Here is a 25,046-nt window from a genome sequence, read left to right as displayed (position 1 = left end):
GTACCTCCAGTTTTGATTTGAAATTTCATCGCTTATTGGATGATACAGGCATCTTATCACGCTGGCTTACCCTGTGTCGCTGCATTGCCAGTGCAAAGCACCAAATCGGTTAACGGTCATTTTGAGCGCCAGGAGGTACCAGCGCTCAAATCCTGCCGTCGCGGCCCGCAGGGCGGACCAGAAATCCCGGGCTTTACCATCCTCTTCACAAAAGGTCAGGCGAATCCCCAGCTGGGTGAGCGCCCATAAGAACAGCATGAGCTGGTCCGCCATCTTTTTGAGCAGCCGCCGGATCGTGCCTGGCGTGCAGGGCACCTCGGTGCTGCCGTCGGCAACTGCCTGGTGCACTTCGGCGTCGTAATGGCTGTAGGGCACCAGGATGTCAGGAAGGTCGCGTTTGGGGTGGTTATGATTATAACAGGCTTTATTGTCACAGACCACGCGGCGTATCTCCACCTTACTCTCGATGCCATCCATACCGGTAAAGCCCCGGGCTTTTTTACCGGTGAGACGCTCTCTTTCGTGCATGGGCGCGCCGCAATCGGGGCAGCGGGGCATTTCGCCATAGATGAATTGATAGTAGTTCAGCGGGGTTTTCCCATCCTCCTTCAGGGTCTCCTCCACCAGCTCCAGTCTTCCCTTTGAGATCAGCATGTTGCCGCTCCCGCTGGGATGTTAAGTTTTTGACAATAAAAAAGGAACCGCCAGCGCTCAGCCTTCAGTTCCTTTTCGGGTGACAGCAAGTGTCCCTTTAGTGTTTTATTCGATTATGCCCGGTATATGGCGGGAACAGATGGATACAAGCGCCTCCCTGCATGACTCTCCCCTTTGTTTTAATTTGAGTATGATATTTTTCTCTTTAAGTAATGTGCTTTTATTTTAACACATTTTTATCAGAAAGGGTAACCTTTTTTGCCATAAACCGCGGTATTTCCGAAAAAAATTCATGCTACCGGAGGATGGGGTGAAGGCGGTAAAATAAAGCAGCTCCTCAAATTTCTTATCCAGCGCGATGCCAGGATTCCTGAGCAAAATAAAAAAGCAGGAGTCTGTTCCTGCTTTTCAGGTACCCGCCCTAACGCACTGGCGTATAACTGATCTGGCCCTCCGCGTCGGTGGCTTCCAGCTTGAATATAACAGGCCGAAGCCCGTCGTTACAGCTGCAGATGGCCACACCGGGTTTTTTGATCCAGTCACCGTAATAAAACAGCTCCTTATCCGCGCCGTGGGCCAGGGCAAAAGCGTACTGGTAGATGGCTTTCCAGGCCTCGTCACAGAGCCCTTCAGGCTTTGCGTAGTCGGCATAAAAGACCTGCCCCTCCCTGAGCATGGGACAGGCGGTGAGGCCGTCCACGCCGTATTCCTCGGCCAGGTCCTGATTGAGCATTGTTCTGAGAACCGTAATTTTAACTTTTTTCATAATAATTGCCTCCTTAAAATATTTATGGTAATGGCTTTCCGACAGGGGGATGGTTAAAAACTCCCTCGGCAGGTTCACTCAGCCTTTTTCGTTTTCTTTTCGTTGAGGTGAGGCCGTTCACTGCCGCGCGTCAGATTCGCCAGATAGACGCCGCCGATGACAAAAAAGGTTCCGGCCGCCTGAAGCACAGAAAACCGCTCTTTTAGAAAAACGACGCCCGCCAGAATGGAAACCACAGTGGATATCCCCACAAAGGATGCGGATCGGTTGGTCCCAATATAAGCGATGGCCAGATTATAAAGTAAAAAGGCCATGATCGAGCAGCCAATGCCCTGGTACAGAACTGCGGCTAAAAGGCTGGGGTTTGCAAAGGGCGCGGATAAAAATTCCGGCAGGGTGCCGGTCCGCAGGCTCTGCGCAAGAGCGGCGGCCGTAAAAGCGATGGCGCCGAAAGCGATCATCACATAGGTTTTTTCCGCACTGGAAAAAGAAACGGCCCGCTCAGAGAAAACAGAATACAGGCTGTAGGAAACCACTGCCATCAGCAGCATGAGGTATCCCGTCGGGTTAAAGGAAGCCTCCATTCCCTTAGAGAGGACACAGACCATCACCCCGGCCATGGTGACGCACACACCTGTTACCTGCAATTTCGTGGGCTTTTCCCTTAAAATCAGCGCTCCAGCCATTAAGGTGGCGGCCGGTATGATGGAGAGGACTGCGCCGCTTTCAGAGGCCGTTGTCAGGTTAATGCCTGCCGTCTCGCCGGCGAAATAGATAACCGGCTGAAAAATGGCAATCCAAAACAAAGGCAGCAGCCGTTTTCCCCTCAGGCGGACCTTGACCACCCCGGCGGCCACACACAGGTTAATGACCAGAAAAGCAACGAGAAACCGCCAGCTCAGCAGCGTCAGTGGGCTGACCGATGTGGTGGCGTGCTTTGTGAATAAATAGCTCAGCCCAAAAAGTATCTCACAGAAAACAGCGCACAGGCAGCCTTTGATTATTTTCTTTTTTTCCACGATTTCATTCCTTATCTATACAGCCTTGTGGCTGTGTCCATTTCGATTCTCATTCTAATCTGCTTTTCTTCTCATCCTGACAATTTTTTCAAATTTCTGCTGTGATGGGGTACCGCTGCACTTTTCCTTAAACGGAAACTGTCTGTCAAATGCTTCTGCCTTCGTCTCAGAAATATCATAGACAGTGTCCTCAATAAAACGCCCCTGTACGCCCTCCAGGGCATGGACACGCAATTCGCAGACTTGAAGCGCCGCGGCGTACATGTTGTCCGCAGTTCGGATATTGTAGTTTTCGGCAGGGACAAAGCCCTGCTTTGTGTAGTAATCCGGATCGCCATACAGTAAAATCGCCCGGTACCCCATTTTACAGGCCTTGGCCCTGACCTGTCTGAGCATTCTGCCGCCGATCCCCTTTTTCTGATATTCAGGCAGAACAGAAATCGGTCCTAAAGTTAGAACCTCACAGGCTTTTCCATCATCTCCTTGAATAATGGATTTCACGCACATCACATTTCCGATAATCTTATCGCCATCCAGAGCGACAAAAGCCAGCCCAGGCAGAAAAGCAGGGCTGTCCCGCATGACATGCACCAGATAGTGCTCAAAGCATCCCGGTGCGTAGTGATTCCAGAACGCCTCCCGGGTTACTGCCTCAGTTTCACGGTAATCTTTGGTCTGCTCACATCTCAATTTTATTTCCATAAGCTACTCCTGCGTGGTATGAGCGTGCATACCGATGGACGCGCTGGCAGGCGGCTGACCATAATCTTGTTGGACGGCTCCATATACATTTTTGCGGACACCACGCCCGCGCCGTCGTTTAAATGTGGGATGGTTATTTCCTCAATCTCATCAAATTTAATCAGCATGTCAAATCATTCCTTTCTATTGTTTTTTCAGAACACCTATGGCAGCGTCGCGCAAAGCCCCGAAGTTCTGCGGCTTTTTTATCTAAGGTAAGTATAGCATAAAAAGAAGCCTGATAAACAGGATGTTTTTGTTTATCAGGCTTTTTATAAATCAGAAGATGTTTCGTACCTTTGGCACAAGGTAATGGCTGCCGCCGCGTTCCTTGACGTCCTCCACCATGCTCACCACCAGAAGCTGCTCTGGACTGTCCGGGTCAGCGATAAACGCATTGAACCAGCCGATCTCAGTACCGCCTGTATCCTCCTGAGAGGCTTTAATTTCCGCTGTACCCGTTTTACCTGCCAGCGTCACCCCGTCCATATGGGCTTCGTGGGCAGTGCCGGCCGGGTTTTCAACCACTTGGATCAGATCATCGCGAATGGTGTCGGCAGCCTCTTTGGAGAAAGCGTTCAGATACCAGAACTGCGGGGTTCCGCTGTACTCCAGAACCGGTTTAACCATGCTGCCGCCATTGACAAAGGCCGAGTAGGCTGATGCCATGTGTACCGGATTAACCAGCACCTCGCCCTGTCCATAGCCGCTCTGAGCCAGCTGCCCTTCATCCGCGAAATCGCCTGAATTGGAAACCTGGGACTTGGTCAGCGGCAATGGGAAATCCAGTTCCTGACCAAAGCCAGCCTTTTCTAATCCCTCTTTAAAGGCCGAGCCGCCTATCTGGAGCGCCGCTTTGGCAAAATAGATATTATCCGAGTAAATCAGCGCGTTTTCAAGATTGGCCGGCCCGTCATAGCTCTGGAGTGTTGTAATCATCACGTCTCCCCAGGAGGGGTCTTTCTGCCAGCTGGTACCGCTTGCGCCAAAATCCGTGCCGGGATCAAGCTTTCCGCTTGTCATGCCCACACCCGCGGTGAGCGGTTTAAAGGACGAGCCCGGCGCGTAGGCTGCCCCAAAACGGTTTTGAAGGGGCATTGAGGCGTCTGTACTCAGCGCGTTCCACGCTTCCTCGGAAAATCCGCTGATAAAAGCATTGGCGTCAAAGGAGGGCGTGCTGACAAGCGCCAGCACCTCGCCTGTTTTAGGGTTCATGGCCACAGAACCGCTTTTATCAGATGCAAACGCGTCATAAAGTCTGGTCTGGATCGAGGCGTCAATGGTAACCGTAATATCCTCCCCCTTTTCGGCAGGGTCCTCGGCAAGGGTCCATATCCTCGGCCTCTGAATCCAGTTTCCCGCTGCATCCTGATAATTGTCAACGCCTCCCTGATCAACCAGAATCTTACAGCCGTCCTTTCCTCTGAGCCTGTTTTCGAAGGCTGCCTCCAGGCCTGTCTTTCCAATGACAGAGCTCTCTGTATACCCCTCATCTCCACGAGCCTCCAGCTCCTCAGCCGATATTCCCTGCACGTAGCCGGTGAGCTGCGAGGCCTTTTCGCCATACGGATAGGTCCGTACTTCGGTGGTGTCTGTGTAGATACCGGCAATCCCTAAAAGCTGTGCTTCGAGCGTGGTGTCTTTTTCATCAAGGGTGGTGACAGGCACACGCACGTCATCGGTTACCCAGCTTTGGGAAAGCTTTGACTGGATATCCTCTGTTTTCATACCGAGCAGAGCCGCCATGGTTTGAAGATCAGCGTCCCTCGTTTCAGCGCTCAGCTTTCCCGGGACAATGCCAACCTCCAGGACCTCCCCTTTTCCAGCCAGGAGGTTCCCGTTGCGGTCATAAATGCTCCCGCGCTCCGCTTTGGCCGGCACCACCGATACAGTCTGCCACTTCGAAAAGCCGGGAATAAGCATGCCCTCATTCCATTCAATGGCCCAGCCCCCCGGCTTTTTCGTGATGCGCGCGCTGGTACCTCCCATATAATGACCGGCGACTGTGTCCATTTCATAATCATATTTGAGATAGGTGTAGTTATCTGTGCTCTCATCGCTTTTTTCGAGATTGCTCATTTTTATATTCCGGGCCTCAATGCCGCCGTAAATATTTCGATACTGGTCAATAAAGGTCTGCCGATCCGTGTAGCTCTTGGCTTTATCGGATAGCAGCTCGTCATACACCGCCTCATACTGACCTTCATTGACATATTGCATATACCGGTTCAATACCCATTCTGGTGTCTGCCGGTTATTCCAGACAGCCAGAGCGATCAATACAGCCAACAACACGATACCGCCCATCAAAAAAGGCAAATACTTTTTTAAACGATGCATTTTTATCCTCCTCTATTGAATTTATAACAATTATATCACATTTTAGGTTAAAAGACACATTGTAACTGAAGATTGAAAAAGCACAGCGTCATTATATGCTGTGCTCAGGCTGTCAAAAAACTTAATCGGCAGAAGTTAAAGTCTTAAAAAGAGGTTTTTTAAGTTGAAAGTTGAAAGTGGATAGTGGAAAGTTCAGGTGCAAATCTGCCACCGGCAGATTTGATGCGATGCGGCCGGCGGCCGCATTTTTAATCGCCCCCGCCAGGGCGAAAGTGTTCCGACATTCTCCATTTTCCATTTTCAATTCTCCATTGATACCGCTTCACATTTTGGCTTTGCAGCTTTGGGCAGCAGCGTAGTCAGCTGACGCATGCGTGTTTTAGTCAGGTACATCTTTTACGCTCCATAGAAATAAGCGGCTGTCGCACCGCCGTCAATCAGAAAATCTGAACCTGTAATAAACGCAGCACGTTCACTCATTAAAAGCTCTGCGACATTTGCCACCTCATCGGCCGTACCAGGCCGGCCCGCAGGACAATTCGCAAACATATTCTTATAAAAATCGCCACGGGGACCATTAAATTCATCAATGGCCAGAGGTGTTACAATGATCCCCGGCGAAATAGAATTGATCCGCGCGCCTCTTTTTCCCCATTTTACAGCCTCTGCCATAACGCGCTTTTCGTTACAACGTTTTGCTATCTGGTAGGCGTGAAGTGCGTCTTTGATATTTTCAGGCTGAAGAATTTTTAAATCCAGTAATTTTTCTGTTGGTGTGCATGCAAGCTGCCTGTCTTCTTCTGGTGTTAATTGAGGCATGCGGTGCCCTGACTGACTGGAAATAGTCACTCCCGCACCGCCACAAGCGATCACCTTTCCTACCTCCTCCAGAAGCACTGCCGTTCCATATAAATCAACCTTTAGAATAGTCTCAACAGACGCCTGGCTGGGTGACACGCCAGCAGCATTTATAAACGCTGTGATCTCGCCGCTACTTTCTGCGCAAGCTATCATGCGCAGAATGGATTCTCTCGATCCTAAATCCATTGTAAGCGGCGTCACGTCAAAGCCTACTTCATTCATCAGACTAGCCGCCAATTTTGCATTTTCCATTTTTTTATCACCCACTATAATTTTTTTACCATATCCCATTCTACGTGCGATAGCCATACCAATCTGACCAGCTCCAGTCCATAGCATAACTTCTTTTTTCATTATCATATACCTCTTTTCATCAATTATTTTCTAAATATATTATAGTATACGCAGATTTATGAAATCAATTCGATTTTCGGGACGATTTAATAAGTTTTTCTAATACAAAAAGCTGTTCCCCAAGTATGAGAACAGCTAAATATTTTTTTCGAAAAACTAGAACTGCTTTTTTAAAATATCTACAAAAGTTTCTATCTCTTTTTCACAATGCTCTTTTTTCCAAAAAGCACAATATGTCTGGAACATTTGGTTGCCGCCGCGAAATAAAGGAATGTGGCAAATCAGGTCTTCGATCTCACGGTTATGGTTTTCCCCATTTGTCAGTGTAAAACCATTATCGCCGACCACTGATAATTTCGCCTCCTCCGTATTTTCCGCGAACAGGAAATCGCCTTGAAATCCTATCACATCACGATAATAGATTTCTTCAGCCATCTGTTGCTCAGCAGAAGCGACCAAAACACAGGGCGTATTTTTTAATTCACTCAGTGTTACGGATTTTAGTTCTGCAAAAGGACTGCGCATTGAAATACCTACATAAAGATTGCTTCTATCTAAAATGACATTTACATACTCATCGGAAAAAGCCCGCCGCTGGTCATTAAAGACTAAATCCACGTCGCCGGCTCGCAGCGCTTGAAATAATTCTTCATGGTTACCAGGTACTGTTTTGACCATTATATCGGAATAATCCGAAGCGAATTTGTCTATAGCCTTGAAAAACGCCTGTCCGTTATAGCTGCGCAGATAGCCAATACTCAGAACTGATTCATCACCATGGGCGATTTTGGCGGCCTCTCTGCAGATGCGCTCATAATCTGCGGTGAGAATTATACTTTTTTTATAGAAGTATTCTCCAGATGGCGTGAGCTCAAATTTTCGTTTTTTCCTTTCCAGAAGTTGGAAACCAAGTTCCCTTTCCAGTGCCTGGATCTGCTGGGACATAGCCGACTGTGAGATATTACACGCTTCTGCTGCTTCTGAAAAGCTGTTATTACGCACCACTGCTTGAAAATATTTAATTTGACGAAGCAAGCGCATACCCCCTTAAAATAAAAATTGCATTTTTGATTTTTCCTTAAACAATGCCCCTACAGCGCCGTTCCTTTTTTGGGAATAAAAAAGGCGGACATCTCTGTTTTTTCCAGTGTGAGCAGCTTCACTTTTTTATCAATACCTCCTGCGTAGCCTGTCAGGCTGCCATTTGTTCCCACGACCCTGTGGCAGGGCACAATGATGGAAATGGGGTTGTGCCCCACAGCGCCGCCGACCGCCTGCGCGGACATTCTGGCAGCGCCCTTCTGCTTTGCGATTTTATCCGCGATTTCCCCGTAGGTCATGGTCTGCCCATAAGGGATTGAGAGCAATATAGCCCATACCGCCTCGCGAAAGGGGCTGGCGTTAAACAGCAGCGGCGGTGTGAAATCGGGCGCCTTCCCCTGAAAATAAATATCCAGCCACTGCTTTGTGGTATCAAAAACAGACAGCTTTCCCGGCTCACATTGTTCTGTCAGCGTGTCGCCGAAGTATTTCTGCCCGTCAAACCAAAGCCCTGTCAGCGCCGAGCCGTCGCTGGCCATTGTAACTTTGCCCAGGGGCGAAGCGTATTGATCTGTGTAAATCATTGTCTGGTACCTCCTGTGTATTTATTGGATTTAATAAGCATCCGGTTCAGCCTCCTTTAAGAAGAACCGCAGCGACATCACCGTCACCGCGATGCGGTATTTTGCGCTCTCCGGAACAAGTCCGGGCTGATCCCGCAAAAGACACGCGACATCTTTTTCTTCAACGCCGGCCATTCTGGCGATCGTCTTCTGTGACAGGTGATGATGCGTGATTAATACATCCAGAAATCCGGCTAATTTAAGGTCTTTATCCTCTGTGGCGCTGAGATACAGGCCAGAGACTTTATCAAAAAGACGGCCTTTATCCAGCTTTTCGTCTGAAAGAAAATCCAGCTTGCCATCCGAAAGGCAAAGAACCTGTTCGTTTGTTAGTGAAAGATAATTTGAAAGCATCTCAAGGCTGAGCTCATAATCCGCGATCAGGGCTTTCAGCCAGTCAGAGATGATACTAAAAGGGATTTTTTCAATATTCATCGAATTCCTCCAAGCAGGTTTTATTGCCTTACGACAGTTCCAAAGCTGCCCTCTCTCAATGCGTATAATTCAGAAACCGGATATTCTCATCCCTCAGGTCTTTTTGAACGATCTCTTTCATTTTCCTGGCGAAGGGGCATGGATAGCCGATGGGGTTGCCTTTCTGAATGCAGGAGGCAAAGGCAATGGTATCCGCGCCTCTTTTTACAAGCTCTCTCGCCCTGAGAACAGCTTTCTTTGCCGGGCAGCCGCCGCAGTTTGTAAAGCCGATAATTTCGATATCCTCTGTCACATCCTCAAAGGTGCCTTTCCGCTCTTTAATCACCTTAAAATCCATTGTTCCGGGACAGAAATCTTCTGTCTGCATACATCGGATAATGCCTAGCTTCATTGTATAACCTCCTTTATGCTCTCACAGCCGCAAAAAGACATCATGCCTCCAAGCGGACCAAACCTAACTATGGCTTTAGTATAACATAAAACAAGAGGCACAGCGCAAAAATGTGCTGTGCCTCCGCTTCTCTGACCGTATGAATTTTACTTCAGCTCTCCGGTACGGCCCTCCTGAATGGCGGTGAGGTTCCGGGCGATTTTTTCTCTGGGCCAGTCCCACCACCTTATTTCAAGCAGATCGGCGACGGCCTTGTCGGGAAACCGTTTTTTGATGGGCTGTGCAGGCACTCCGCCTACAATGGTGTAGGGCGGAACATCCTTTGTGACCACCGCCCGTGTACCGATCACGGCGCCGTCGCCGATGGTCACGCCGGCCAGCACGACTGCCTCATAGCCGATCCAGACATCATTGCCGACAACGATGTCCCCTTTGTTGTCCCAGGCCGCGGTCACATCCTTTGAATCGAGGCCCCACTCTTCAAAGAAAAGCGGAAAGGGATAGGTTGAGAGCGAGCGCATGGTGTGGTTCGCGCTGTTAAACAGGAAACGCGCGCCGCAGGCGATGGAACAGAATTTTCCGATCACCAGCCGGTCGTGGTTGATGGGGTACTGGTATAGCACATTGTTCTTCTCAAACAATATGGGGTCCTTGGTAAAATCGTTATACATGGTATAGTCGCCAACCGTTATGTCAGGGTTGGTGATAACATCCTTTAGATAAATGGTTTGTCTGTCACCCGTACGGGGATAGATTTTTTTCTCTGGAATAGTCATTTTAATCCTCCTGTTGTGTTAAACTATTTTCAGGCTATTCCAGTCAGTGCAATGCAGCGTTTCAAGAAATACCACCTCTCTTTTCAGTTGCCTCAAGCATAACACAGACGCCTCTACTTCACAATCTTTATTTTCCCCCATCGCCTTTTTACCTTAACCGCATACTTAAGCGTATAGGAGACACAGCCCCCGGCCAGGGCTTTTTTGATTTCCTGGATTTCCTGTTCAAGGGCCTCCTCGCCGTCATACCAGCCCAGAACAGTCGTGTTTTCTCCCCAAAATGAGCTGTTGTCCACGCCGAAAAGAGCGTATTTTGGCTCATCCTTTCCTGTCCTGAACCGGGGCGATGCCTGCACCCGGTAGCAGCTCACAACTGACTTTCCATCAAAGGAGTCGATCAGGATCCGCCCGGGCTGCCTGCTGTCTCTGGAGGCAGCGTGCATTTCCGGCTCCTCTGCGCTCTCGGCCATCAGGCGGTCCAGTGATACGTCCAGCGCCTCTGACAGCAAAAGCAGTTTTTCGACCTCGGGATAACCATTGCCCTGCTCCCATTTCGATACAGCCTGACGGCTGACCATGAGCCGTTCGGCCAGCTCCTCCTGGGAGAGCCGCCGCTCCCTCCGGAGCTGCCTTAGATTTTCTCCAAAGCCCATTTTTAAACACCTCCGTCCCCTTTTCTCTCATTTTAACCGAAAGCGCCCCGGCCGTCCAGCAGCTACTGCTTGCATATCCGCAACCTGAGGTGGCAAAGGCCTTTATTGTGGTGTCAGACTGCCGGTGTTTTTACGGGCGCGGCTATAATAAGAGGGCACAGCACAAAAGTGTGCCGTGCCCCGGGAATGCGTCGTCAGATCTCCAGCTCGGTCTTTCGGACGGTTTTATCGACATATTCGTAGCTCTTGAGCTTCTGGTAGCCAAAGCCGCCGGGCTGAAAGATATTCTGGGCAATGACGATGCCGGCCGCTGCGGTGATCTGCTCCTCGGTAAGCCCGTCCAGATAGTCGGGCAGGCTCAGGGTATCAGTATCGCCGTTTTCCAGCAGAAATTCCAGGTCCAGGCTTTTTGTGGTGACAGTTTCCATCTTTTCTCCTTTCTCATTTTCTGACTTGATTTAAACGCCGTGTCAGGCAGTCTCTATATTATCGTAATACATCACATTGGTAATATCGCTGATGATGGGGTCCATCAGGGTGCCCAGAGCTTTGGCGGTGCGCACCACCGCCTCGGGTGTGGCAATGGCTTCATCGGTGCTCAGACCACCAAAGGTCTTAAGCTTTTTCTTGATTTTACCGCCTTCTTCTCCATAATTCAGATAGATCTTGAGCTCATTTTTCAGCTTCTGTCTTTCATAGGCCATCGTGAATATCTCCTTTCGTTTTGATGGCTTTAGTATACCATCCGCCTGCTCCCGCTGCCTATGGACACCTGAAACTGGCGGGTTTGTCAGCTTTGGCGCAGGCCTCTGTACATCCCTTAATTCATTTATTATTTACGCATTTATATTTATTCTAATAGGAAGAAAACCGCCCCGCGTCGGCGGGCCGTCTGAGGACGCAAAAAAAGCCGTCCGGATTTTGTGAAAGCCGGACGGCCAGAGGTGTCATGCCAAAGACAGGCGCAGGAGGCCTGTCCTTGTGAAGAGGGCGGCAGTTTAAAACGCCCTGCCCTGTCCTGGTCTGACCCGGCGGGGGTGTCCTGTTCAGCCCTCCCTGCCGCGCTGACCGGAAGTTAAAGACTGTCCAGACCGCGTCCCAGATCCGCCAGGGTTTTCATGGCTTTTCTGAAAGCCTCAGGCGGTTCGTAGGCGTAGGAAATGCGCAGAGCATGGTTGGGCGAGAAATCATAGATACTGCCAGGGTTTAAAAGGATTCGGTGCTCCAGCGCCTTTTTAAACAGGCGGTCAATGGACAAAGAGCTTTTAAACCGCAGCCAGACATAAAAGCCGCCCTCTGGCACATTCCAGTCCGCCAGGCCTTTAAAGTAGTCCGCCAGCACCCGCAGCGCCGCGGCCCGCCTTTTTCTCAGCTCCTTTCTGAGACCATGCAGGTAGGTATCGTACAGGCCGCTTGTCAGAAATTCCGCCGCCGCCCACTGTGACAGTGAGCTTGCGCCATAGTCTGTTTGCATTTTAATATCCCCCAGGCGGCGCACCACGGATTCCGGCCCGGCGATCCATCCGATCCGCAGGCCCGGCGCCAGAGTCTTGGACAGCGTTCCCAGCGAAAGCACCATACCGCTTTTATCCCTTGCCTTCAGAGAGGCGGGCGGCGGACTGTCCAGCCACAGCTCACTGTAGGCGTTGTCCTCGATGACCGGCAGCCGGTTTTTCTGGCAGAACTCAAAAAGTCCGGCCCGGCGTTCCTCGCTCATGAGGGTGCCGGTTGGGTTCTGGTAGGAAGGAATGGTATAGAGCAGCTGGTTTTCACTGTTTTTTCCCGGGGCCTTCTGATACCTTTCCAGCTCGCGGTAGAGCAGCCCCTCTCCGTCCATGGGAATGCCGGTGATGGACATCCCCGCAGACTGAAAGACCTGGAGGGATTTCAGATAGGTGGGCGCTTCGGTAAAAACCCGGGAGGATGGGCTTAAAATCCCCACAGAAATAAGCTGCAGTCCCTGAAGTGACCCGGAGGTGATGAGGATGCCCGAGGGAGGCGCTGTGATTCCCTGGTCTGCCAGACGCTCAGATAGGACGTGCCGGAGCTCTGGCAGTCCCAAGGGTTCCAGATAATGGAGAGGTGGTGTCCTCCGGGCCAGCTTTTCAAGGACGCGGCGCATCATCTCCTCAGGAAAGAGCGCTGGCGACAGCTCCCCGGTGCCCAGGCGCACATAGTCCTCAAACTCCAGGCGGTTAATGGTCTGGACCGTGGGCTGGTTGGCCTGAAAGCTGCCCGACCGGATATAGCGCCCCCAGTCCGGCGCTGCCCCAGACAGCAGCACCGACCAGGTGTCGCTGGCAATGCGGGTGCCGCCGCTTCCCCTGCCCTCCACCAGACCGATGGCAGCCAGCTCCTCCATGGCGGTGACCACTGTGCTGCGGTTGACGCCGAGGGCCTGAGCCATGTTCCGCTGCGAGGGCAGGCGCGTGCCCACGCCCCAGTGGCCTGAGGCTACCTGGCCGCTGACATAGCGGACAATCTGCACATACAGGGGCACGCCGGAATTTTTGTCCGGCTTCCAGTCGAAAGAAACGGTTTGAAGTATCTTAGAAGTTTGCATAGGCCTCTCCTTTTTGGTTGGGTTCCTTTTATGATTTTGGCTGTGTACACAGCCGCTTTTGATACGTATAATTATAGCATAACATTACGTTTTTGGTTGGTATCAGGAGGTCTTTATGCATTTTCTTCAAGGGCTGACCATGGGCCTGGCTTACGTGGCCCCCATCGGTCTTCAAAATCTGTTTGTCATCAATACAGCGCTCACACAGAGCCGCAGGCGTTCCGCAGTTACCGCACTGATTGTTATCTTTTTTGATATCTCACTGGCTTTAGCCTGTTTCTTTGGCGTCGGCGCGCTCATGGAGCAGTTTCCCTGGGTACAGAAGCTTGTGCTGCTTTCGGGCAGCGTCATCGTCATTGGAATCGGCATCAGCCTGCTGCGGGGTAAGGGTACCCTGGATACATCCGGGGATGTAAACCTGCCGCTGCGCCAGGTGGCGGCCACAGCCTTTGTGGTCACCTGGCTCAATCCCCAGGCCATCATCGATGGCACCATGATGCTGGGCGCTTTCCGGGTCACGCTGCCCGCAGAGCAGGGCCTCGCCTTTATCGCCGGGGTCGCCTCAGCCTCCTGCCTCTGGTTTTTGGGCCTGACAGCTTTCATTACCCTGTTCAGCCATAAATTCAACGACCGGGTACTGCGGGTCATCAATATAATCTGCGGTGTGGTCATTATTTTTTATGGGCTGAAGCTGCTTCTCAGCTTTGTCAAAATGGTGGCTTAGGCCGCCTTTTTTATATCCCCTCCATTTCATCCAGCGCATTGCCAGGAGGCACAATGGGCAGGACATTGGCGCCCGCCTCGAGCCTAAACTCGATGAGCGACGGACCAGCCGCGTAGCCAGCGGCTTTTTCAAGGGCCGGCCTCACGGCTTCCACACCCGTGACCCGCTGGGCGGACATCCCATAGCTCTCGGCCAGACGGATAAAATCAGGCGTATACTCCGGACAGTTTTCCGACGGACCGGAGCAGCAGGGCGGACAGTCCCTCCTGGCCCTGAGGCAGGTGCTCGAGTAACGCTTTGCGTAAAAAAGCTCCTGCCACTGCCGCACATTACCCAGCCAGCCGTTGTTAAGCACACAGATGATAACAGGCAGGCCGTAGACCACTGCGGTGGCCAGCTCCTGGCTGACCATCTGAAGTCCGCCGTCCCCCATGATGGCCACGACCCTGCTTCCTGGATTTCCCAGGCTGGCCCCGATGGCGGCAGGCAGCCCATAGCCCATGGTGCCCAGTCCGCCAGAGGTGATGAGACGCCTGCCGCCCCTGTGCTCAAGGAACTGGGTGGTCCAGAGCTGGTTTTGGCCCACATCTGTTACCACGATGGCTTCGGGCAGCAGCGCGTTGACCGCCTCGATGATCCGCTGTGGCGTCAGCCCCTCACCCGCCATGCCAAGCGGATAAAGGGCCTGCCACTCCCCAATCTGCCGGCGCCAGCGCAGGCAGGCGGTCAGGACCGCGTGCCTTTCCAGGGCGGTCAGAGCATCGCCCGCGTCCGCTGTCACGGCCAGGTATGCCGGCACATTTCTGGACAGAACGGATGGTTCAATATCGATATGGATAAGCTTCGCGTTCTTCGCAAAATCCGCTGTGCGTCCGGTTATGCGGTCATTCAGGCGGGTGCCTACCGCCAGCAGCACATCGCAGGCCGACACTGCCGAATTGGCCGCAAAGCTGCCGTGGATACCGATATTGCCAACATACAGCGGATGTTTTGTCGGCAGCGCTCCCCGGCCCATAATGGTGGTGACAACTGGAATTCCGGTCTTTCGCGAAAAGGACTGGAGCGCGGCTGACGCACCGGCAATATGCACGCCGCCGCCCGCCAAAATTAGCGGGCGTTTGGCCTTTGCGAGCAGGCCGGCCACCTCTTCTGCCCAGGTATTATCAGGCGCTGGCGGGTTTTCTGGCTGTGTCACCGTTCCAGAAGGCGTGTAGGCGTCGCTTCCGAGAGCCTGCTGCACGTCCTTTGGAATATCGACCACCACCGCGCCGGGCTTACCGCTTTTGGCAAGGAGGAAGGCCTTTCTGATCTCACCGGCCAGGTCCTCACGCCGTAAAACCGTGACCGCGTATTTGGTAATACTCCCAGAGATACTCACAATATCCACCTCCTGGAAAGCGTCCCTGCCCAGCAGCTCAGTTGCCACCTGGCCGGTAAAGCAGACCAGCGGTACGCTGTCGTAATTGGCAGTGGCGATACCTGTGACCAGATTGGTGGCGCCGGGACCGCTGGTCACAAGGCAGACCCCTGTCTTTCCCGTAGAGCGCGCGTAGCCATCGGCTGCGTGGGCAAGCCCCTGCTCGTGCCTTGGCAGGATCACCTCAATGGACGGGTGATCGTACAGCGCGTCAAACAGGTCAATGGCCTGCCCTCCGGGATACCCGAAAATCATATCAACCCCCTCTGCTTTCAGAGCCTTGGTAAATAAGGCTGCTCCGGTTATTTTCATAATTCCCTCCTTAAATGCAAGCACTTGCTTGCATTCTGGTTATTTTTTTGGCACCCTCTGGAAAGAAGGTGCCGCACTTTACTGCCGCTCAATGCCCCTGACAAAAAGGGACACGCTTTTTTCGATATAAGCCTCCTGCTCAACCGGTGTCAGCCGGTTCTCAAAGGACGCTGTGAGAAAGGTATAGCCAAAGGTTGCGGAAAAGATGGTCATAGCCAGACAGTCAAAATCTGTCTCCGCGATTTTCCCCCGGGCTGCCATCTCCTTAAAATACGCCTTTAAAGCGTCCATAAAGGACTTCGGTGTCTTCATAATCAGCGGGGCTGTCTCCTCATAGATCTGCGGGGCGCGCAGCCCAATGGAGAGCCCCACAAAATCAGCGGTGATCTGTTCCAGATAGGTGCGCATAAAAAGTCTGAGGTCCGGCTCAAGCGCATAGGTTACCTTTTCTAAAATACCCGGCCCGGGTTCCGGCCGCCACCGTTTTTCCTCCATGGCGCTCAGAATAATATCCTTCTTTCCTCTGAATTTGCGGAAAATGGTGCACTCGTTCACCCCGGCCTCCCGCGCGATATCCTTGGTGGTCGTGGCTGCATACCCCTTATCCCGCACCAGCTCCATGGTTGCGTCCATAATTTTCTGTTTCGTCTCGTCCAAAGGCTCCACCTCCAATGCAAGTGCTTACTTTCATCCATTATATACGAAGATCCGGGCCCATGTCAACAAAAGAAAAGCACAGCGCAAAATCGTGCTGTGCTCCAGGCACCGCCTTTCCACATAAAAACCGGTCAAACCGCATAAGTTGAGAATATGTCCTACTTGACAAAATATTCATTAAAAATTAAAATATGTTGTATACGACATATTGCTACGGAGGATGGAAAATGGAAAACGATGAAATCAGCCTGCTGGTCAAAAATCTCAGTGACGCCATTGTCTGCCGGGTCAACCGGGACTTTAAGCAGTTTAACCTGACCATGCAGCAGCTTAAAATTCTGCTCTTCTTAATGGAGGCGCGTTATCATCATGAGGAAACCACACAGAAGGATATTCAGCGCTATATGCGGCTGAGCCACTCCACAGTGATCAGTATCTTAAAGTCCATGGAGCTCAAGGGCTTTATCGAGACCGCGGTCAGCAAACAGGATAAGCGCCTGAAAACGGTGGCGCCAACCCGTCAGGACGACCCGCTGATTAAGGGCGTTCTCGAAAAAAAGAAGGCGATCGAAGACCACCTGCTCGAGGGGTTTACCTCTGAGGAGAGGGCAAACCTGAAAGTGTATCTTGAAAAAATGTATCATAATATCGCAGAGGTGTAATGTGAAACAAATATGGAATATCTTTAAAAGAGACGTCCGGCGGCTCTGTAAAAACCGCTTCGCGCTCATTGTAACCATCGGTATTATTGTGATTCCCTCCCTTTACGCATGGTTTAACATCGGGGCAAACTACGACCCCTACAGCAATACAAAGGGCATCAAGGTCGCCGTCGCCAACGAGGATACCGGAACCAAAAACACGGTTGCGGGCGATCTCAACGCCGGCGACGAGATCATCGCGAATCTTAAGGAAAACGACCAGCTTGGCTGGACTTTTGTCGATACTGAGAAGGCTGTCGAGGGCGTAAAATCCGGCAAATACTATGCGGCCATCATTATCCCCGAGGACTTCAGCAGCCGGCTGACCGAGTTTTTAAACGGCCGGATTGAGAAATCTGAGATCATCTACTATGTCAACGAGAAGAAAAACGCCATTGCGCCCAAGATCACCGATACTGGCGCTCAGACCCTGGAGGAGGAAATCAAGAGCGCCTTTTCCTCAGTGGCCTCTGAGAGCGTGTCAAAGGTCATGACCGCTTCGGCAGTGGGCATATCCGGAAAGCTCAACCAGGCCAGCGCGGACATCACCTCTGCCATCGACACGACCCGGAGCGATCTGGACACTTACCGTGTGCTGCTGGAAAACTTCAGGGGAACTGTCTCTGAGGGACAGGGCGCCGTAGACGGCGGCAGAACCACCCTCGACAGCCTTAAGGACGCCGCCGCCTCGGGCCAGCAGGGCCTCGAAAGCGCGCAGGCCCGTCTGAGCCAGAGCCGTGAAAGCGTTGGAAAATTTTCAGGCAGCCTGTCAAATATCCTGAGCCAGGGACAGGGCGTTCTGGGACAGATAAACGGGACGGCCGCGTCACAGCTGGGAAACCTGGAGGCCCAGGCCCTTAAGATCAACGCGGGGTTTGAGAGCAGCATCACCTCAGCAGAGCAGATGCTTTCTGTCAATCAGGAGATCGTGGACGCGCTGAAAAAGCTCAACGAAGAGCGCCCCTCTCCGGAGCTTGCCAGGCTGATCCAGTCGCTGGAATCCGAAATTGAGCGCCAGCAGAAAATCCTTGGCCGCCTGGAGACCGGCAACGCCAGCGTTAAAACCATGATTACCCAGACCTCCGAAACGCGAAAGAACCTGAACCAGATTGCCACAGACGGCGGTGAATCCCTCAAAGGGGTTAACACCCAGTTCCAGCAAAGCCTCCTGCCGCAGGTCAACCAGACTCTCGATAGCTTTGCCGCCCTCTCCGGGAAAACCGCCGGGATTCTGAACGGGGTCACCCCGGCGGCCAACCAGCTCCAGGGAATCCTCGACGACCTGGGCACTGCGCTGACAGAAGCGCAGAACGCCCTTGACAGCACCCAGGGTGTCCTGGTGGACCTTACCGGGCAGCTCAGCCGGGTCTCCACAGATTTAAGCGCCATTAAAAACTCCAGACTCTATCAGAATTTTCTCTCAACCACGGGCATCCAGCCCGAGCAGGTCGCAGAGTTTATGGAATCCCCCGTGGAGGTCGAGACTCAAAAAATCTACCCCGTCGCTAATTACGGCTCTGCCCTCGCGCCTTTTTACAGCAACCTGGCCATCTGGGTTGGCGGTATTGTTCTGATCGCCATCTTTAAGCTGGAGGTGGACGAGGATGAAAGCATCAAAAACCTGACGCCCACCCGGGCCTACTTTGGCCGGTGGCTTTTGTATATCACCGTCGGCCTTCTGCAGGGGTTTGTGGTATGCCTCGGAGACCTGCTCCTGATGAAAATCCAGTGTGAGAGCCCGGCCGCCTTTATTCTGGCCGGACTGCTGGCCTCTTTTGTCTATGTGAACCTGATCTATGCTCTTTCAGTCACCTTCAAGCATATTGGAAAGGCCATCTGCGTGATTCTCGTCATTTTACAGATTCCCGGCTCCGCGGGTACCTACCCCATCGAGATGACGCCGGGCTTCTTTCAGGCGGTCCATCCCCTGCTGCCCTTCACCTATGGCATCAACGCCATGCGCGAGGCAGTGGCAGGTGTCTACGCGGCTCACTATGTTTCGGATTTGCTCCACCTGCTCATCTTTATCCCTGTGGCCTTTGTCATCGGGCTGGGGCTCAGGCCGCTGCTCTTAAACCTCAATCACTTTTTTGACAGGCGGCTCTCCGAAACTGGGATGATGGTCAGCGAGACCGAGGGCGGTATCCGGCAGAAAAAGGATCCCATCTCCATTATCGCAAGAGCCTTGGCTGTGGAGGGCCGGACAGCCGAAGAACGGGAGGCCCGCCAGGCCGCCTTTGAGGAGAGCTACCGCAAAAAGATAAAGGCGGGATTTCTGCTCATGTTCATCCTGCCCCTTGTGTTCATGGTGCTCATGTTCAGCCTGGACTCGAAAATTGTCTATCTGGTGCTGTGGATTATATCCCTGATCGGCATCTCGGTATACCTTATCTGTCTCGAGTATTTCCGGGATAAAATGCGCAAGCAGTTTGAAATGGAGCAGCAGCTCTCCGACATGACCGATGAGGAAATCCGGGCAATGTTTAAGGACGGCTGGAAAGGAACAGAAAAATGAAAAAAATCTTGAAAATATTTACCGGAGACGTCAGCCGTATCCGGAATAACACCATTGCCCTCATTGTCGTGATGGGCGTCTGCGTTGTGCCTGCCATGTACGCCTGGTTTAATATCGCCGGGAGCTGGGACCCCTACAGCAATACAAAGGACATCAAAATCGCGGTGGCCAACACCGACGCGGGCTATCACGGGGAGATCCTCTCCATGAGCATGAACGTGGGCGACGAGGTGGTAAACGCCCTGAAAGCCAACGACCAGATGGACTGGCAGTTTACAGGCCGGGACGAAGCCCTGGAGGGCGTGAAGTCCGGCGCTTACTACGCCGCCATCGTGATACCCGAGGATTTCAGCGCCAACATCATGAGCCTGTTTTCCTCCGATATTAAAAAGAGCGCCATTATCTATTACACGAACGAGAAAGAAAACGCCATCGCCCCCAAGGTGACCGATAAAGGGGCGACTGCTGTCCAGGAGCAGGTCAACAGCCTCTTTGTGGAAAAGGTGTCCGAAATCGCCCTCGAGGCACTGCAATCTGTCTATCAGGCCGCGGACAGGCAGGGCAGCCAGTCTTTGACCGACAGCCTCAGGACAAACCTCCAGCGCATAGAGGGCGAGGTGGAAACCTCCGCGAAAACAGTGCGGGCCTTTGCGGCCATGACCGAATCCACCCAGAAGGTTCTGTCCTCCACCGCCGGCTTTCTTGAAACCTCCGGCGACAGCGTCTCAGAGAGCTCAGGCATTCTGCAAGAGACAGAGCGCACCGCCCAGGGCCTTCAGGGCGCCATGAACACAGCCTCCCAGGGCATTGGGACCATCTTTGATGTGAGCGGCGAGAGCTACCAGAAAATCTCAGCCGAGATCGACAAAGCCTTCTCTTCTGTGAGCCAAAACGCCGGGGAAGCCGCCAAAAGCCTGGACAGCCTGGCCGATGAGGTTCAGCTTCTCATCGACCACGATACCGAGCTTAGAGATACCATTCAAAAGCTAAGCGATGCCTACCCGGATATGGCCCCCGCGCTCCAGCCTGTGATTGGCAGGCTGAACCAGATCATCAGCCAGCAGGAAGCCCTGCGGGATAAGCTGACAGAAACCGTGGCGGATATTTCAGAAACCACTGGCATGGCAGAGGCGGATTACAAAGCCCTCAAAGGCCTGGCCGATGAGGCCAGCGGCCTGATGGGCGACGTAAAAAATGATTATCAAACCAATCTGAAGCCGCAGCTGGACACGCTGTTCTCAAGCCTCGATTTTGGCAGCGGCGAGGTGGCCGGCGTCCTCGGCCAGCTAAACGGCAGTGTCCGCAGCATCGCTGCCCTTTCCGGCGAGACCGCTTCGGACCTGGGTACGGCAAAGGACCTTCTGACCCGCTCGGCCGACCAGCTGGACGCCGTGAAGGCAAAACTGAGCAGTGTGCTCAAGGAGGTTGAGAACGCAGCCGCCAGCGGCGACATGGCTGAAATCGAGACGCTGCTCTCCGGCAGTCCTGCCGAGCTCAGCAGCTTTCTGGCAGCACCGGTCGAGCTTAAAACCGAAAAAATCTACCCTGTGGCTAATTACGGCTCCGCCATGGCGCCCTTTTACACAACTCTGGCCATCTGGGTCGGCGGCGTTGTGCTCGTGGCCATGATCAGCGTAAATGTCTCGGAAAAAACGGAAAAGGCCCTCTCGCTCAAGCCCCACCACGCCTATTTTGGCCGGTACATCACCTTTCTGATTCTGGGGCTGATCCAAAGCACCATCATCGTTCTGGGGGATCTTTTCTTTCTCGGAATTCAGTGTGAGCATCCCATTCTCTTTCTGCTCACAGGCTGGCTCACGAGCATTGTCTATGTCCATCTCATCTATACCCTTACGGTCTCCTTCGGGGATGTGGGCAAGGCCATCGCGGTTGTCCTGATGGTTATCCAGGTCGCAGGCTCCGGTGGCAGCTTCCCCATCGAGGTGCTCCCAGAGTTCTTCCAGAGGCTCTACCCGCTCATGCCCTTTGCCCACAGCATGAACGCCATGCGTGAGTGCATTGCCGGCATGTACCAGAACACCTACTGGATCGAGATGGGCTATCTGGCCATCTTCCTGATCCCTTCCCTGCTTCTGGGCCTGGTGCTCAGAAAACCGGTTATCCGGCTCAACCACACCTTTACCGAGAAGCTGGAAAGCACCCATCTCATGTAAAACGGAAAAAGGAGCACGGCGCAGAAATGTGCCGTGCTCCCTTTTTTAGTTTTCACCTGTCTGTGCCTCCGGGGGATTAACCGCGCCATCATTGATATAGCGGTACCTTTTAGAGGTGTGATGGTCCTGATAGAACACCTGCTTGTCCAAGTACATTCTCTCGTCCGCTTCGGTGACGGCCGCGTCAATGTCCGCCCCGCAGGACGTCCAGTACGCGCCGATAGCTACACTGACGCGGGAGTCCTGTCCAAAGCATGCGCGCAGCCTTTCAACCCTGTCAGAGAATCCTGTCTCGGTATCTCCGAGGTCAATGACCACAAATTCATCTCCGCCCACGCGGTAAAAATTGCTCTCGCCAAACCCTTCCCGGATTCGGCGCGCACATTCCACCAGCAGCCGGTCCCCACTGCCATGCCCATACTGGTCGTTAACCTCCTTCAGGCCATTCATATCCAGGAAGACAATGCCCACAGAACGCTCGTAATCCGAGAAAGTCTCGAGATCCTGAATATAGCGGTTGCGGTTGTAAAAGGAGGTGAGGGTATCATAGTAGCTCAGCTTGGTCAGTTCTGCCTCATCCTCGGTGCGCCGGATGGCCAGCATCAGAAAATAGCGCAGGGTCTGCAAAATTGACGCGGCGTTCTGCAGCAGCTCCGGCGGCGGATTATCCACGCCGATACAGGCATAGAGCTCGCCGTCCTGTTCTAACGGGACGGTCACGAGCCGCTTGATATTCTGGGCGGAAAGCACCTCATATTCCCTGGGCTCGCTGGTCTTAAGCGCCTCACAGTCGTCGATTACCATGCATTCATGATCGTCAAAGACACGCAGCCATCGCTCAAAATAGTCCTTTGGAATACTCTGCAGATACCCCTGTTCTGATTTGATGCCCTCAGCGCACCACTCATAGGTGTTTTTCAGAAACTCGCCTCTCAGATCAAAAATATAGCTGCGGTCTGCTCTGAGAAATTTTCCGATACGCTCCAGAAAAAGAGGGATGGCCTGGTTCAGGTCATGGTTCTGGTAGAGATCGCGGATGCACTCCACGATAACCTGCTCAGTCTCAAGCATATTTTTCAGGTTTTGCTTTTCCTTCATGGCCTCGGTCAAGTCAAAGGCGAGCTCAAACCGGGCGGGCCGTCCCTCCCACTCGATCAGGCGGTCCTTTAATAGATAGTGCCGCCCGGTTATTGGGTTGGTATGCTCCCAGTTATAATACTCCTCTGGCTTCAGCTCTGGCGTCGAGCAGAAAGGACAGGGTGCGTCCAGACCCTGGAGCAGCTCGTAGCATTTCTTTCCCTCTGTAGCCTTAAAGTTAAAGGTATCTTTACCCGCCTTGTTAATAAACAGCAGGTCGTATGTCTCCAAATCCGCAACATACATAAGCTCGGGCAGCTCGTCGAGGGGCGCGCGGATATCGTTCAGCATCTGGTTTAAATGAATCTGCCGTTCCAGAGATTCCTTTTCATCGCCCAGAAGCTTCTCACGGCGTTTTTGCTGGGAGGAGGCAAAAAAAGCGCAGACCACCACCATGATCAGGAAGATCAGGGTGACCAGGAGCAGAAAATACTTCGCGTTTCTTACTGCCTGCTCTGTGTAATGCTCCGCGGCAAAAACCGTCTGGTCGGCAAGCCCGAAATATTCCTCGCTTATTTCGTAGAGTGGCCCGGCCGTCCCGCCAGCGCGGTAATCGTAGATCGCGTTTTTAAGCGCGCCCCACTTACCCTGAAGCGCGTCCACAAGCGCCTGATACTCCAGATTATCCAGCTTTATCAGATGATTCTTTTCTCCGCCGTTCTCAAGCTCCTCCAGAATGATATCCAGCCGCCCGATGAGCGCGTCGTTCTGCTCATTGTGCAGTTCCTGCTTTACCAGGCGCTGTGTTGCCCCACGGACAATGCCGGAGTAATTGATCACGCGGGCGTTCCCCTCCAGATTCTGGATTGTAAGCAATGAAAAAACACTGCTGACAATCAGCGCCACGCCCAAAATAAGAACAATGGTGGTAAAACGGATTTTTTTTAATAATTTTGTCATCTCTGCCTTCCCCTGTCTGTTTTATGCCTTTATGTCTGTGTTTTCGGGAGTGTTGATTATTTTAAATCGGGCTAATGTATTTGACTGGGGCACAGATGTAATCGGTCAGCATACCTTAGCGATATAATCTATAAAATGAAAGTTTCCCTGATTAATATTACCACCCATTCTACTACAACTCGGACTAAATATCAAGTGAACTTATCATGATAAAGCCCATGTCTTTTGCCGAGACGGGCACAGCGCAAAAATGTGCTGTGCCCGCTTTTGGCAGGGCTCTGATTATTCGAAGGGGTACTGCATTCCCCACTGCCCGCGCACAGCGGTCAGAATCTCCATCACATCCCGGCTCAGGGCAAGGGGCGCGATGCCGGCCCTGCTCTCAATGGCCTCCTGCATATGGCGCACCTCATAGCAGAGCGCGTCCCCGGTTTTTCCGGCCTCTACCGTCTCCTGCCGTCCATCACTGGTGTAGGTGATGACCGCTCTTTGGGCCCTGGGGTAATTATCCACCTCAATGTAGCCGAGCTCCCCGGCCACCACGCCGCGTTTGGGCTGCTTGGCCCGCATGGTCAGGGCTGTGACAGCCATCTGCCCCCGGTCGTTTTTCAGGATAATGCCCGACTGCTCATCGACGCCGGTCTCAAAGTACTGGGGTGTGGTCAGGATCACATTGGGCCTGGCCTCCATAAAAAACCGGGCAAAAGACATGGCGTAGATGCCGATATCCAAGAGGGCGCCGCCTGCCAGCGCCTTGTCGAAGAAGCGGTTCTTCACATCGTATTCCTTGCAGCTGCCAAAGTTGACCTGTATCATCTTCACCTTCCCGATGGCGCCGGAGTCCACGATCTCACGCAGCCTCTGGTACAGCGGCATATGGTAAATGGTCATCCCCTCCATGACCACCACGCCCTTCTCAGAGGCAAGGGCCGCCACCGTCTCCAGCTGCCGCGCATTCACGGTAATGGCCTTCTCGCAAAAAACGTGCTTGCCAGCCTCCACAGCCCGCATCAGTGTGGCGTAATGATAGTTGTGGGGCGTGCCGATATAGACCACATCCACTTCCGGATCAGCAAGCAGAGCCTCCTCGCTCTCAAAGACTTTCTGAACCCCGTATTCGTGCGCAAAGGCACGGCCCTTTTCCACGTGATGGTTATAAACGCCATAGATCTCACCGTTTTCCTGTTTCAGCGCCCTTGCCATCTCATTGCCGATGACGCCAGTGCCAATGATCGCCCAATTATATTTTTTCATGCTATTCTGCTCCTTTTATGTGCTTGATGCTTCTATTT

The 25,046-nt window shown here is 52.6% G+C and carries 25 protein-coding genes; 4 read left to right on the top strand and 21 right to left on the bottom strand.

Annotated features, from left to right (window positions below; genetic code table 11):
• Positions 1-66: 66 nt before the first annotated feature.
• The 17 genes from CPZ25_RS03090 to CPZ25_RS03020 all read right to left on the bottom strand — a co-directional run bounded on the left by CPZ25_RS03090 (position 67) and on the right by CPZ25_RS03020 (position 13,217).
• Positions 67-654: a DUF6431 domain-containing protein gene (locus tag CPZ25_RS03090; RefSeq protein WP_096919905.1), complete on the bottom strand. Its 588-nt coding sequence runs from the start codon at positions 652-654 to the stop codon at positions 67-69.
• A gap of 421 nt (positions 655-1,075) precedes the next feature.
• A complete protein-coding gene (locus CPZ25_RS03085) occupies positions 1,076-1,420 on the bottom strand; it encodes a TIGR04076 family protein (protein WP_058696381.1) in 345 nt (114 codons plus the stop codon).
• Between the two features lie 74 nt (positions 1,421-1,494).
• Complete coding sequence (locus CPZ25_RS03080; protein WP_096919906.1) at positions 1,495-2,439, bottom strand: DMT family transporter; 945 nt, start codon at positions 2,437-2,439, stop codon at positions 1,495-1,497.
• Between the two features lie 54 nt (positions 2,440-2,493).
• Positions 2,494-3,141 (bottom strand): GNAT family N-acetyltransferase, encoded by a 648-nt coding sequence (locus tag CPZ25_RS03075; RefSeq protein ID WP_096919907.1) that lies wholly within the window; start codon positions 3,139-3,141, stop codon positions 2,494-2,496.
• Positions 3,132-3,308 (bottom strand): hypothetical protein, encoded by a 177-nt coding sequence (locus tag CPZ25_RS20335; RefSeq protein WP_167495146.1) that lies wholly within the window; start codon positions 3,306-3,308, stop codon positions 3,132-3,134. Before CPZ25_RS20335 ends, CPZ25_RS03075 begins: the two co-directional genes overlap by 10 nt.
• A gap of 151 nt (positions 3,309-3,459) precedes the next feature.
• Positions 3,460-5,520 carry a penicillin-binding transpeptidase domain-containing protein gene (locus CPZ25_RS03070; protein ID WP_096919908.1) on the bottom strand — a complete coding sequence of 687 codons (2,061 nt, stop codon included), beginning with the start codon at positions 5,518-5,520 and terminating at the stop codon, positions 3,460-3,462.
• Between the two features lie 121 nt (positions 5,521-5,641).
• Entirely contained in the window at positions 5,642-5,818 is a 177-nt protein-coding gene (locus CPZ25_RS20330) for a hypothetical protein (protein WP_167495145.1), read from the bottom strand.
• 98 nt (positions 5,819-5,916) lie between these two features.
• Positions 5,917-6,735 carry an SDR family oxidoreductase gene (locus CPZ25_RS03065; RefSeq protein ID WP_096919909.1) on the bottom strand — a complete coding sequence of 273 codons (819 nt, stop codon included), beginning with the start codon at positions 6,733-6,735 and terminating at the stop codon, positions 5,917-5,919.
• Between the two features lie 156 nt (positions 6,736-6,891).
• A complete protein-coding gene (locus CPZ25_RS03060; RefSeq protein ID WP_096919910.1) occupies positions 6,892-7,770 on the bottom strand; it encodes a LysR family transcriptional regulator in 879 nt (292 codons plus the stop codon).
• Between the two features lie 56 nt (positions 7,771-7,826).
• Positions 7,827-8,360: a methylated-DNA--[protein]-cysteine S-methyltransferase gene (locus CPZ25_RS03055; protein ID WP_096919911.1), complete on the bottom strand. Its 534-nt coding sequence runs from the start codon at positions 8,358-8,360 to the stop codon at positions 7,827-7,829.
• A 30-nt stretch (positions 8,361-8,390) separates the two neighbouring features.
• The gene (locus CPZ25_RS03050) at positions 8,391-8,834 is read right to left on the bottom strand and encodes an HTH domain-containing protein (RefSeq protein WP_120785068.1); all 444 of its coding nucleotides are present in this window, start codon (positions 8,832-8,834) and stop codon (positions 8,391-8,393) included.
• 55 nt (positions 8,835-8,889) lie between these two features.
• The gene (locus tag CPZ25_RS03045; protein ID WP_096919912.1) at positions 8,890-9,225 is read right to left on the bottom strand and encodes a CGGC domain-containing protein; all 336 of its coding nucleotides are present in this window, start codon (positions 9,223-9,225) and stop codon (positions 8,890-8,892) included.
• 146 nt (positions 9,226-9,371) lie between these two features.
• Positions 9,372-10,001, bottom strand: a complete 630-nt coding sequence (locus CPZ25_RS03040; RefSeq protein ID WP_096919913.1) for a CatB-related O-acetyltransferase — start codon at positions 9,999-10,001, stop codon at positions 9,372-9,374.
• Positions 10,002-10,114: 113 nt separating this feature from the next.
• Positions 10,115-10,654, bottom strand: a complete 540-nt coding sequence (locus CPZ25_RS03035) for a helix-turn-helix domain-containing protein (protein ID WP_096919914.1) — start codon at positions 10,652-10,654, stop codon at positions 10,115-10,117.
• 194 nt (positions 10,655-10,848) lie between these two features.
• Positions 10,849-11,082, bottom strand: coding sequence for a DUF2922 domain-containing protein (locus CPZ25_RS03030; protein ID WP_058694669.1), 234 nt, complete (start codon positions 11,080-11,082; stop codon positions 10,849-10,851).
• Between the two features lie 42 nt (positions 11,083-11,124).
• A complete protein-coding gene (locus CPZ25_RS03025; protein WP_058694670.1) occupies positions 11,125-11,358 on the bottom strand; it encodes a DUF1659 domain-containing protein in 234 nt (77 codons plus the stop codon).
• A 371-nt stretch (positions 11,359-11,729) separates the two neighbouring features.
• Positions 11,730-13,217: an aminotransferase-like domain-containing protein gene (locus tag CPZ25_RS03020; protein WP_096919915.1), complete on the bottom strand. Its 1,488-nt coding sequence runs from the start codon at positions 13,215-13,217 to the stop codon at positions 11,730-11,732.
• Between the two features lie 115 nt (positions 13,218-13,332).
• Between CPZ25_RS03020 and CPZ25_RS03015 the strand changes: the two genes are divergently transcribed.
• The gene (locus CPZ25_RS03015; protein ID WP_058694672.1) at positions 13,333-13,941 is read left to right on the top strand and encodes a LysE/ArgO family amino acid transporter; all 609 of its coding nucleotides are present in this window, start codon (positions 13,333-13,335) and stop codon (positions 13,939-13,941) included.
• A gap of 10 nt (positions 13,942-13,951) precedes the next feature.
• On the opposite strand, the gene ilvB is transcribed toward CPZ25_RS03015, so the two are convergent.
• Positions 13,952-15,670, bottom strand: coding sequence for a biosynthetic-type acetolactate synthase large subunit (gene ilvB / locus CPZ25_RS03010; RefSeq protein ID WP_096919916.1), 1,719 nt, complete (start codon positions 15,668-15,670; stop codon positions 13,952-13,954).
• Between the two features lie 78 nt (positions 15,671-15,748).
• A complete protein-coding gene (locus tag CPZ25_RS03005; RefSeq protein WP_058694674.1) occupies positions 15,749-16,327 on the bottom strand; it encodes a TetR/AcrR family transcriptional regulator in 579 nt (192 codons plus the stop codon).
• Positions 16,328-16,554: 227 nt separating this feature from the next.
• Here CPZ25_RS03005 and CPZ25_RS03000 point away from each other — a divergent pair, with 227 nt between their 5' ends.
• From CPZ25_RS03000 to CPZ25_RS02990, 3 genes are read left to right on the top strand one after another with little or no spacing between them, the layout of a single operon-like run.
• Complete coding sequence (locus tag CPZ25_RS03000; RefSeq protein ID WP_058694675.1) at positions 16,555-16,989, top strand: MarR family winged helix-turn-helix transcriptional regulator; 435 nt, start codon at positions 16,555-16,557, stop codon at positions 16,987-16,989.
• A 1-nt stretch (position 16,990) separates the two neighbouring features.
• Positions 16,991-19,543: a YhgE/Pip domain-containing protein gene (locus CPZ25_RS02995; RefSeq protein ID WP_096919917.1), complete on the top strand. Its 2,553-nt coding sequence runs from the start codon at positions 16,991-16,993 to the stop codon at positions 19,541-19,543.
• On the top strand, positions 19,540-21,717 hold the full coding sequence (locus tag CPZ25_RS02990; RefSeq protein WP_096919918.1) for a YhgE/Pip domain-containing protein: 2,178 nt from the start codon (positions 19,540-19,542) through the stop codon (positions 21,715-21,717). The genes CPZ25_RS02995 and CPZ25_RS02990 overlap by 4 nt, the downstream gene beginning before the upstream one ends.
• A gap of 45 nt (positions 21,718-21,762) precedes the next feature.
• Here the strand turns inward: CPZ25_RS02990 and CPZ25_RS02985 are convergent, their stop codons facing one another.
• Both CPZ25_RS02985 and CPZ25_RS02980 read right to left on the bottom strand, forming a co-directional pair.
• Complete coding sequence (locus CPZ25_RS02985; RefSeq protein ID WP_096919919.1) at positions 21,763-23,754, bottom strand: diguanylate cyclase domain-containing protein; 1,992 nt, start codon at positions 23,752-23,754, stop codon at positions 21,763-21,765.
• A gap of 282 nt (positions 23,755-24,036) precedes the next feature.
• Positions 24,037-25,008 carry a Gfo/Idh/MocA family protein gene (locus tag CPZ25_RS02980; protein ID WP_096919920.1) on the bottom strand — a complete coding sequence of 324 codons (972 nt, stop codon included), beginning with the start codon at positions 25,006-25,008 and terminating at the stop codon, positions 24,037-24,039.
• Between the last annotated feature and the right edge of the window lie 38 nt (positions 25,009-25,046).

This window comes from Eubacterium maltosivorans, from assembly GCF_002441855.2.
Lineage (GTDB): Bacteria > Bacillota > Clostridia > Eubacteriales > Eubacteriaceae > Eubacterium > Eubacterium maltosivorans.
This window is presented reverse-complemented; position numbering and strand designations above follow the sequence as displayed.

Coding starts and splice junctions, on each gene's coding strand:
- CPZ25_RS03090 (WP_096919905.1), bottom strand. CDS start 654: ATGCTGATCTCAAAGGGAAGACTGGAGCTGGTGGAGGAGACCCTGAAG.
- CPZ25_RS03085 (WP_058696381.1), bottom strand. CDS start 1,420: ATGAAAAAAGTTAAAATTACGGTTCTCAGAACAATGCTCAATCAGGAC.
- CPZ25_RS03075 (WP_096919907.1), bottom strand. CDS start 3,141: ATGGAAATAAAATTGAGATGTGAGCAGACCAAAGATTACCGTGAAACT.
- CPZ25_RS20335 (WP_167495146.1), bottom strand. CDS start 3,308: ATGCTGATTAAATTTGATGAGATTGAGGAAATAACCATCCCACATTTA.
- CPZ25_RS03070 (WP_096919908.1), bottom strand. CDS start 5,520: ATGCATCGTTTAAAAAAGTATTTGCCTTTTTTGATGGGCGGTATCGTG.
- CPZ25_RS20330 (WP_167495145.1), bottom strand. CDS start 5,818: ATGGAAAATGGAGAATGTCGGAACACTTTCGCCCTGGCGGGGGCGATT.
- CPZ25_RS03065 (WP_096919909.1), bottom strand. CDS start 6,735: ATGAAAAAAGAAGTTATGCTATGGACTGGAGCTGGTCAGATTGGTATG.
- CPZ25_RS03055 (WP_096919911.1), bottom strand. CDS start 8,360: ATGATTTACACAGATCAATACGCTTCGCCCCTGGGCAAAGTTACAATG.
- CPZ25_RS03050 (WP_120785068.1), bottom strand. CDS start 8,834: ATGAATATTGAAAAAATCCCTTTTAGTATCATCTCTGACTGGCTGAAA.
- CPZ25_RS03045 (WP_096919912.1), bottom strand. CDS start 9,225: ATGAAGCTAGGCATTATCCGATGTATGCAGACAGAAGATTTCTGTCCC.
- CPZ25_RS03040 (WP_096919913.1), bottom strand. CDS start 10,001: ATGACTATTCCAGAGAAAAAAATCTATCCCCGTACGGGTGACAGACAA.
- CPZ25_RS03035 (WP_096919914.1), bottom strand. CDS start 10,654: ATGGGCTTTGGAGAAAATCTAAGGCAGCTCCGGAGGGAGCGGCGGCTC.
- CPZ25_RS03030 (WP_058694669.1), bottom strand. CDS start 11,082: ATGGAAACTGTCACCACAAAAAGCCTGGACCTGGAATTTCTGCTGGAA.
- CPZ25_RS03025 (WP_058694670.1), bottom strand. CDS start 11,358: ATGGCCTATGAAAGACAGAAGCTGAAAAATGAGCTCAAGATCTATCTG.
- CPZ25_RS03020 (WP_096919915.1), bottom strand. CDS start 13,217: ATGCAAACTTCTAAGATACTTCAAACCGTTTCTTTCGACTGGAAGCCG.
- CPZ25_RS03015 (WP_058694672.1), top strand. CDS start 13,333: ATGCATTTTCTTCAAGGGCTGACCATGGGCCTGGCTTACGTGGCCCCC.
- ilvB (WP_096919916.1), bottom strand. CDS start 15,670: ATGAAAATAACCGGAGCAGCCTTATTTACCAAGGCTCTGAAAGCAGAG.
- CPZ25_RS03000 (WP_058694675.1), top strand. CDS start 16,555: ATGGAAAACGATGAAATCAGCCTGCTGGTCAAAAATCTCAGTGACGCC.
- CPZ25_RS02990 (WP_096919918.1), top strand. CDS start 19,540: ATGAAAAAAATCTTGAAAATATTTACCGGAGACGTCAGCCGTATCCGG.
- CPZ25_RS02985 (WP_096919919.1), bottom strand. CDS start 23,754: ATGACAAAATTATTAAAAAAAATCCGTTTTACCACCATTGTTCTTATT.
- CPZ25_RS02980 (WP_096919920.1), bottom strand. CDS start 25,008: ATGAAAAAATATAATTGGGCGATCATTGGCACTGGCGTCATCGGCAAT.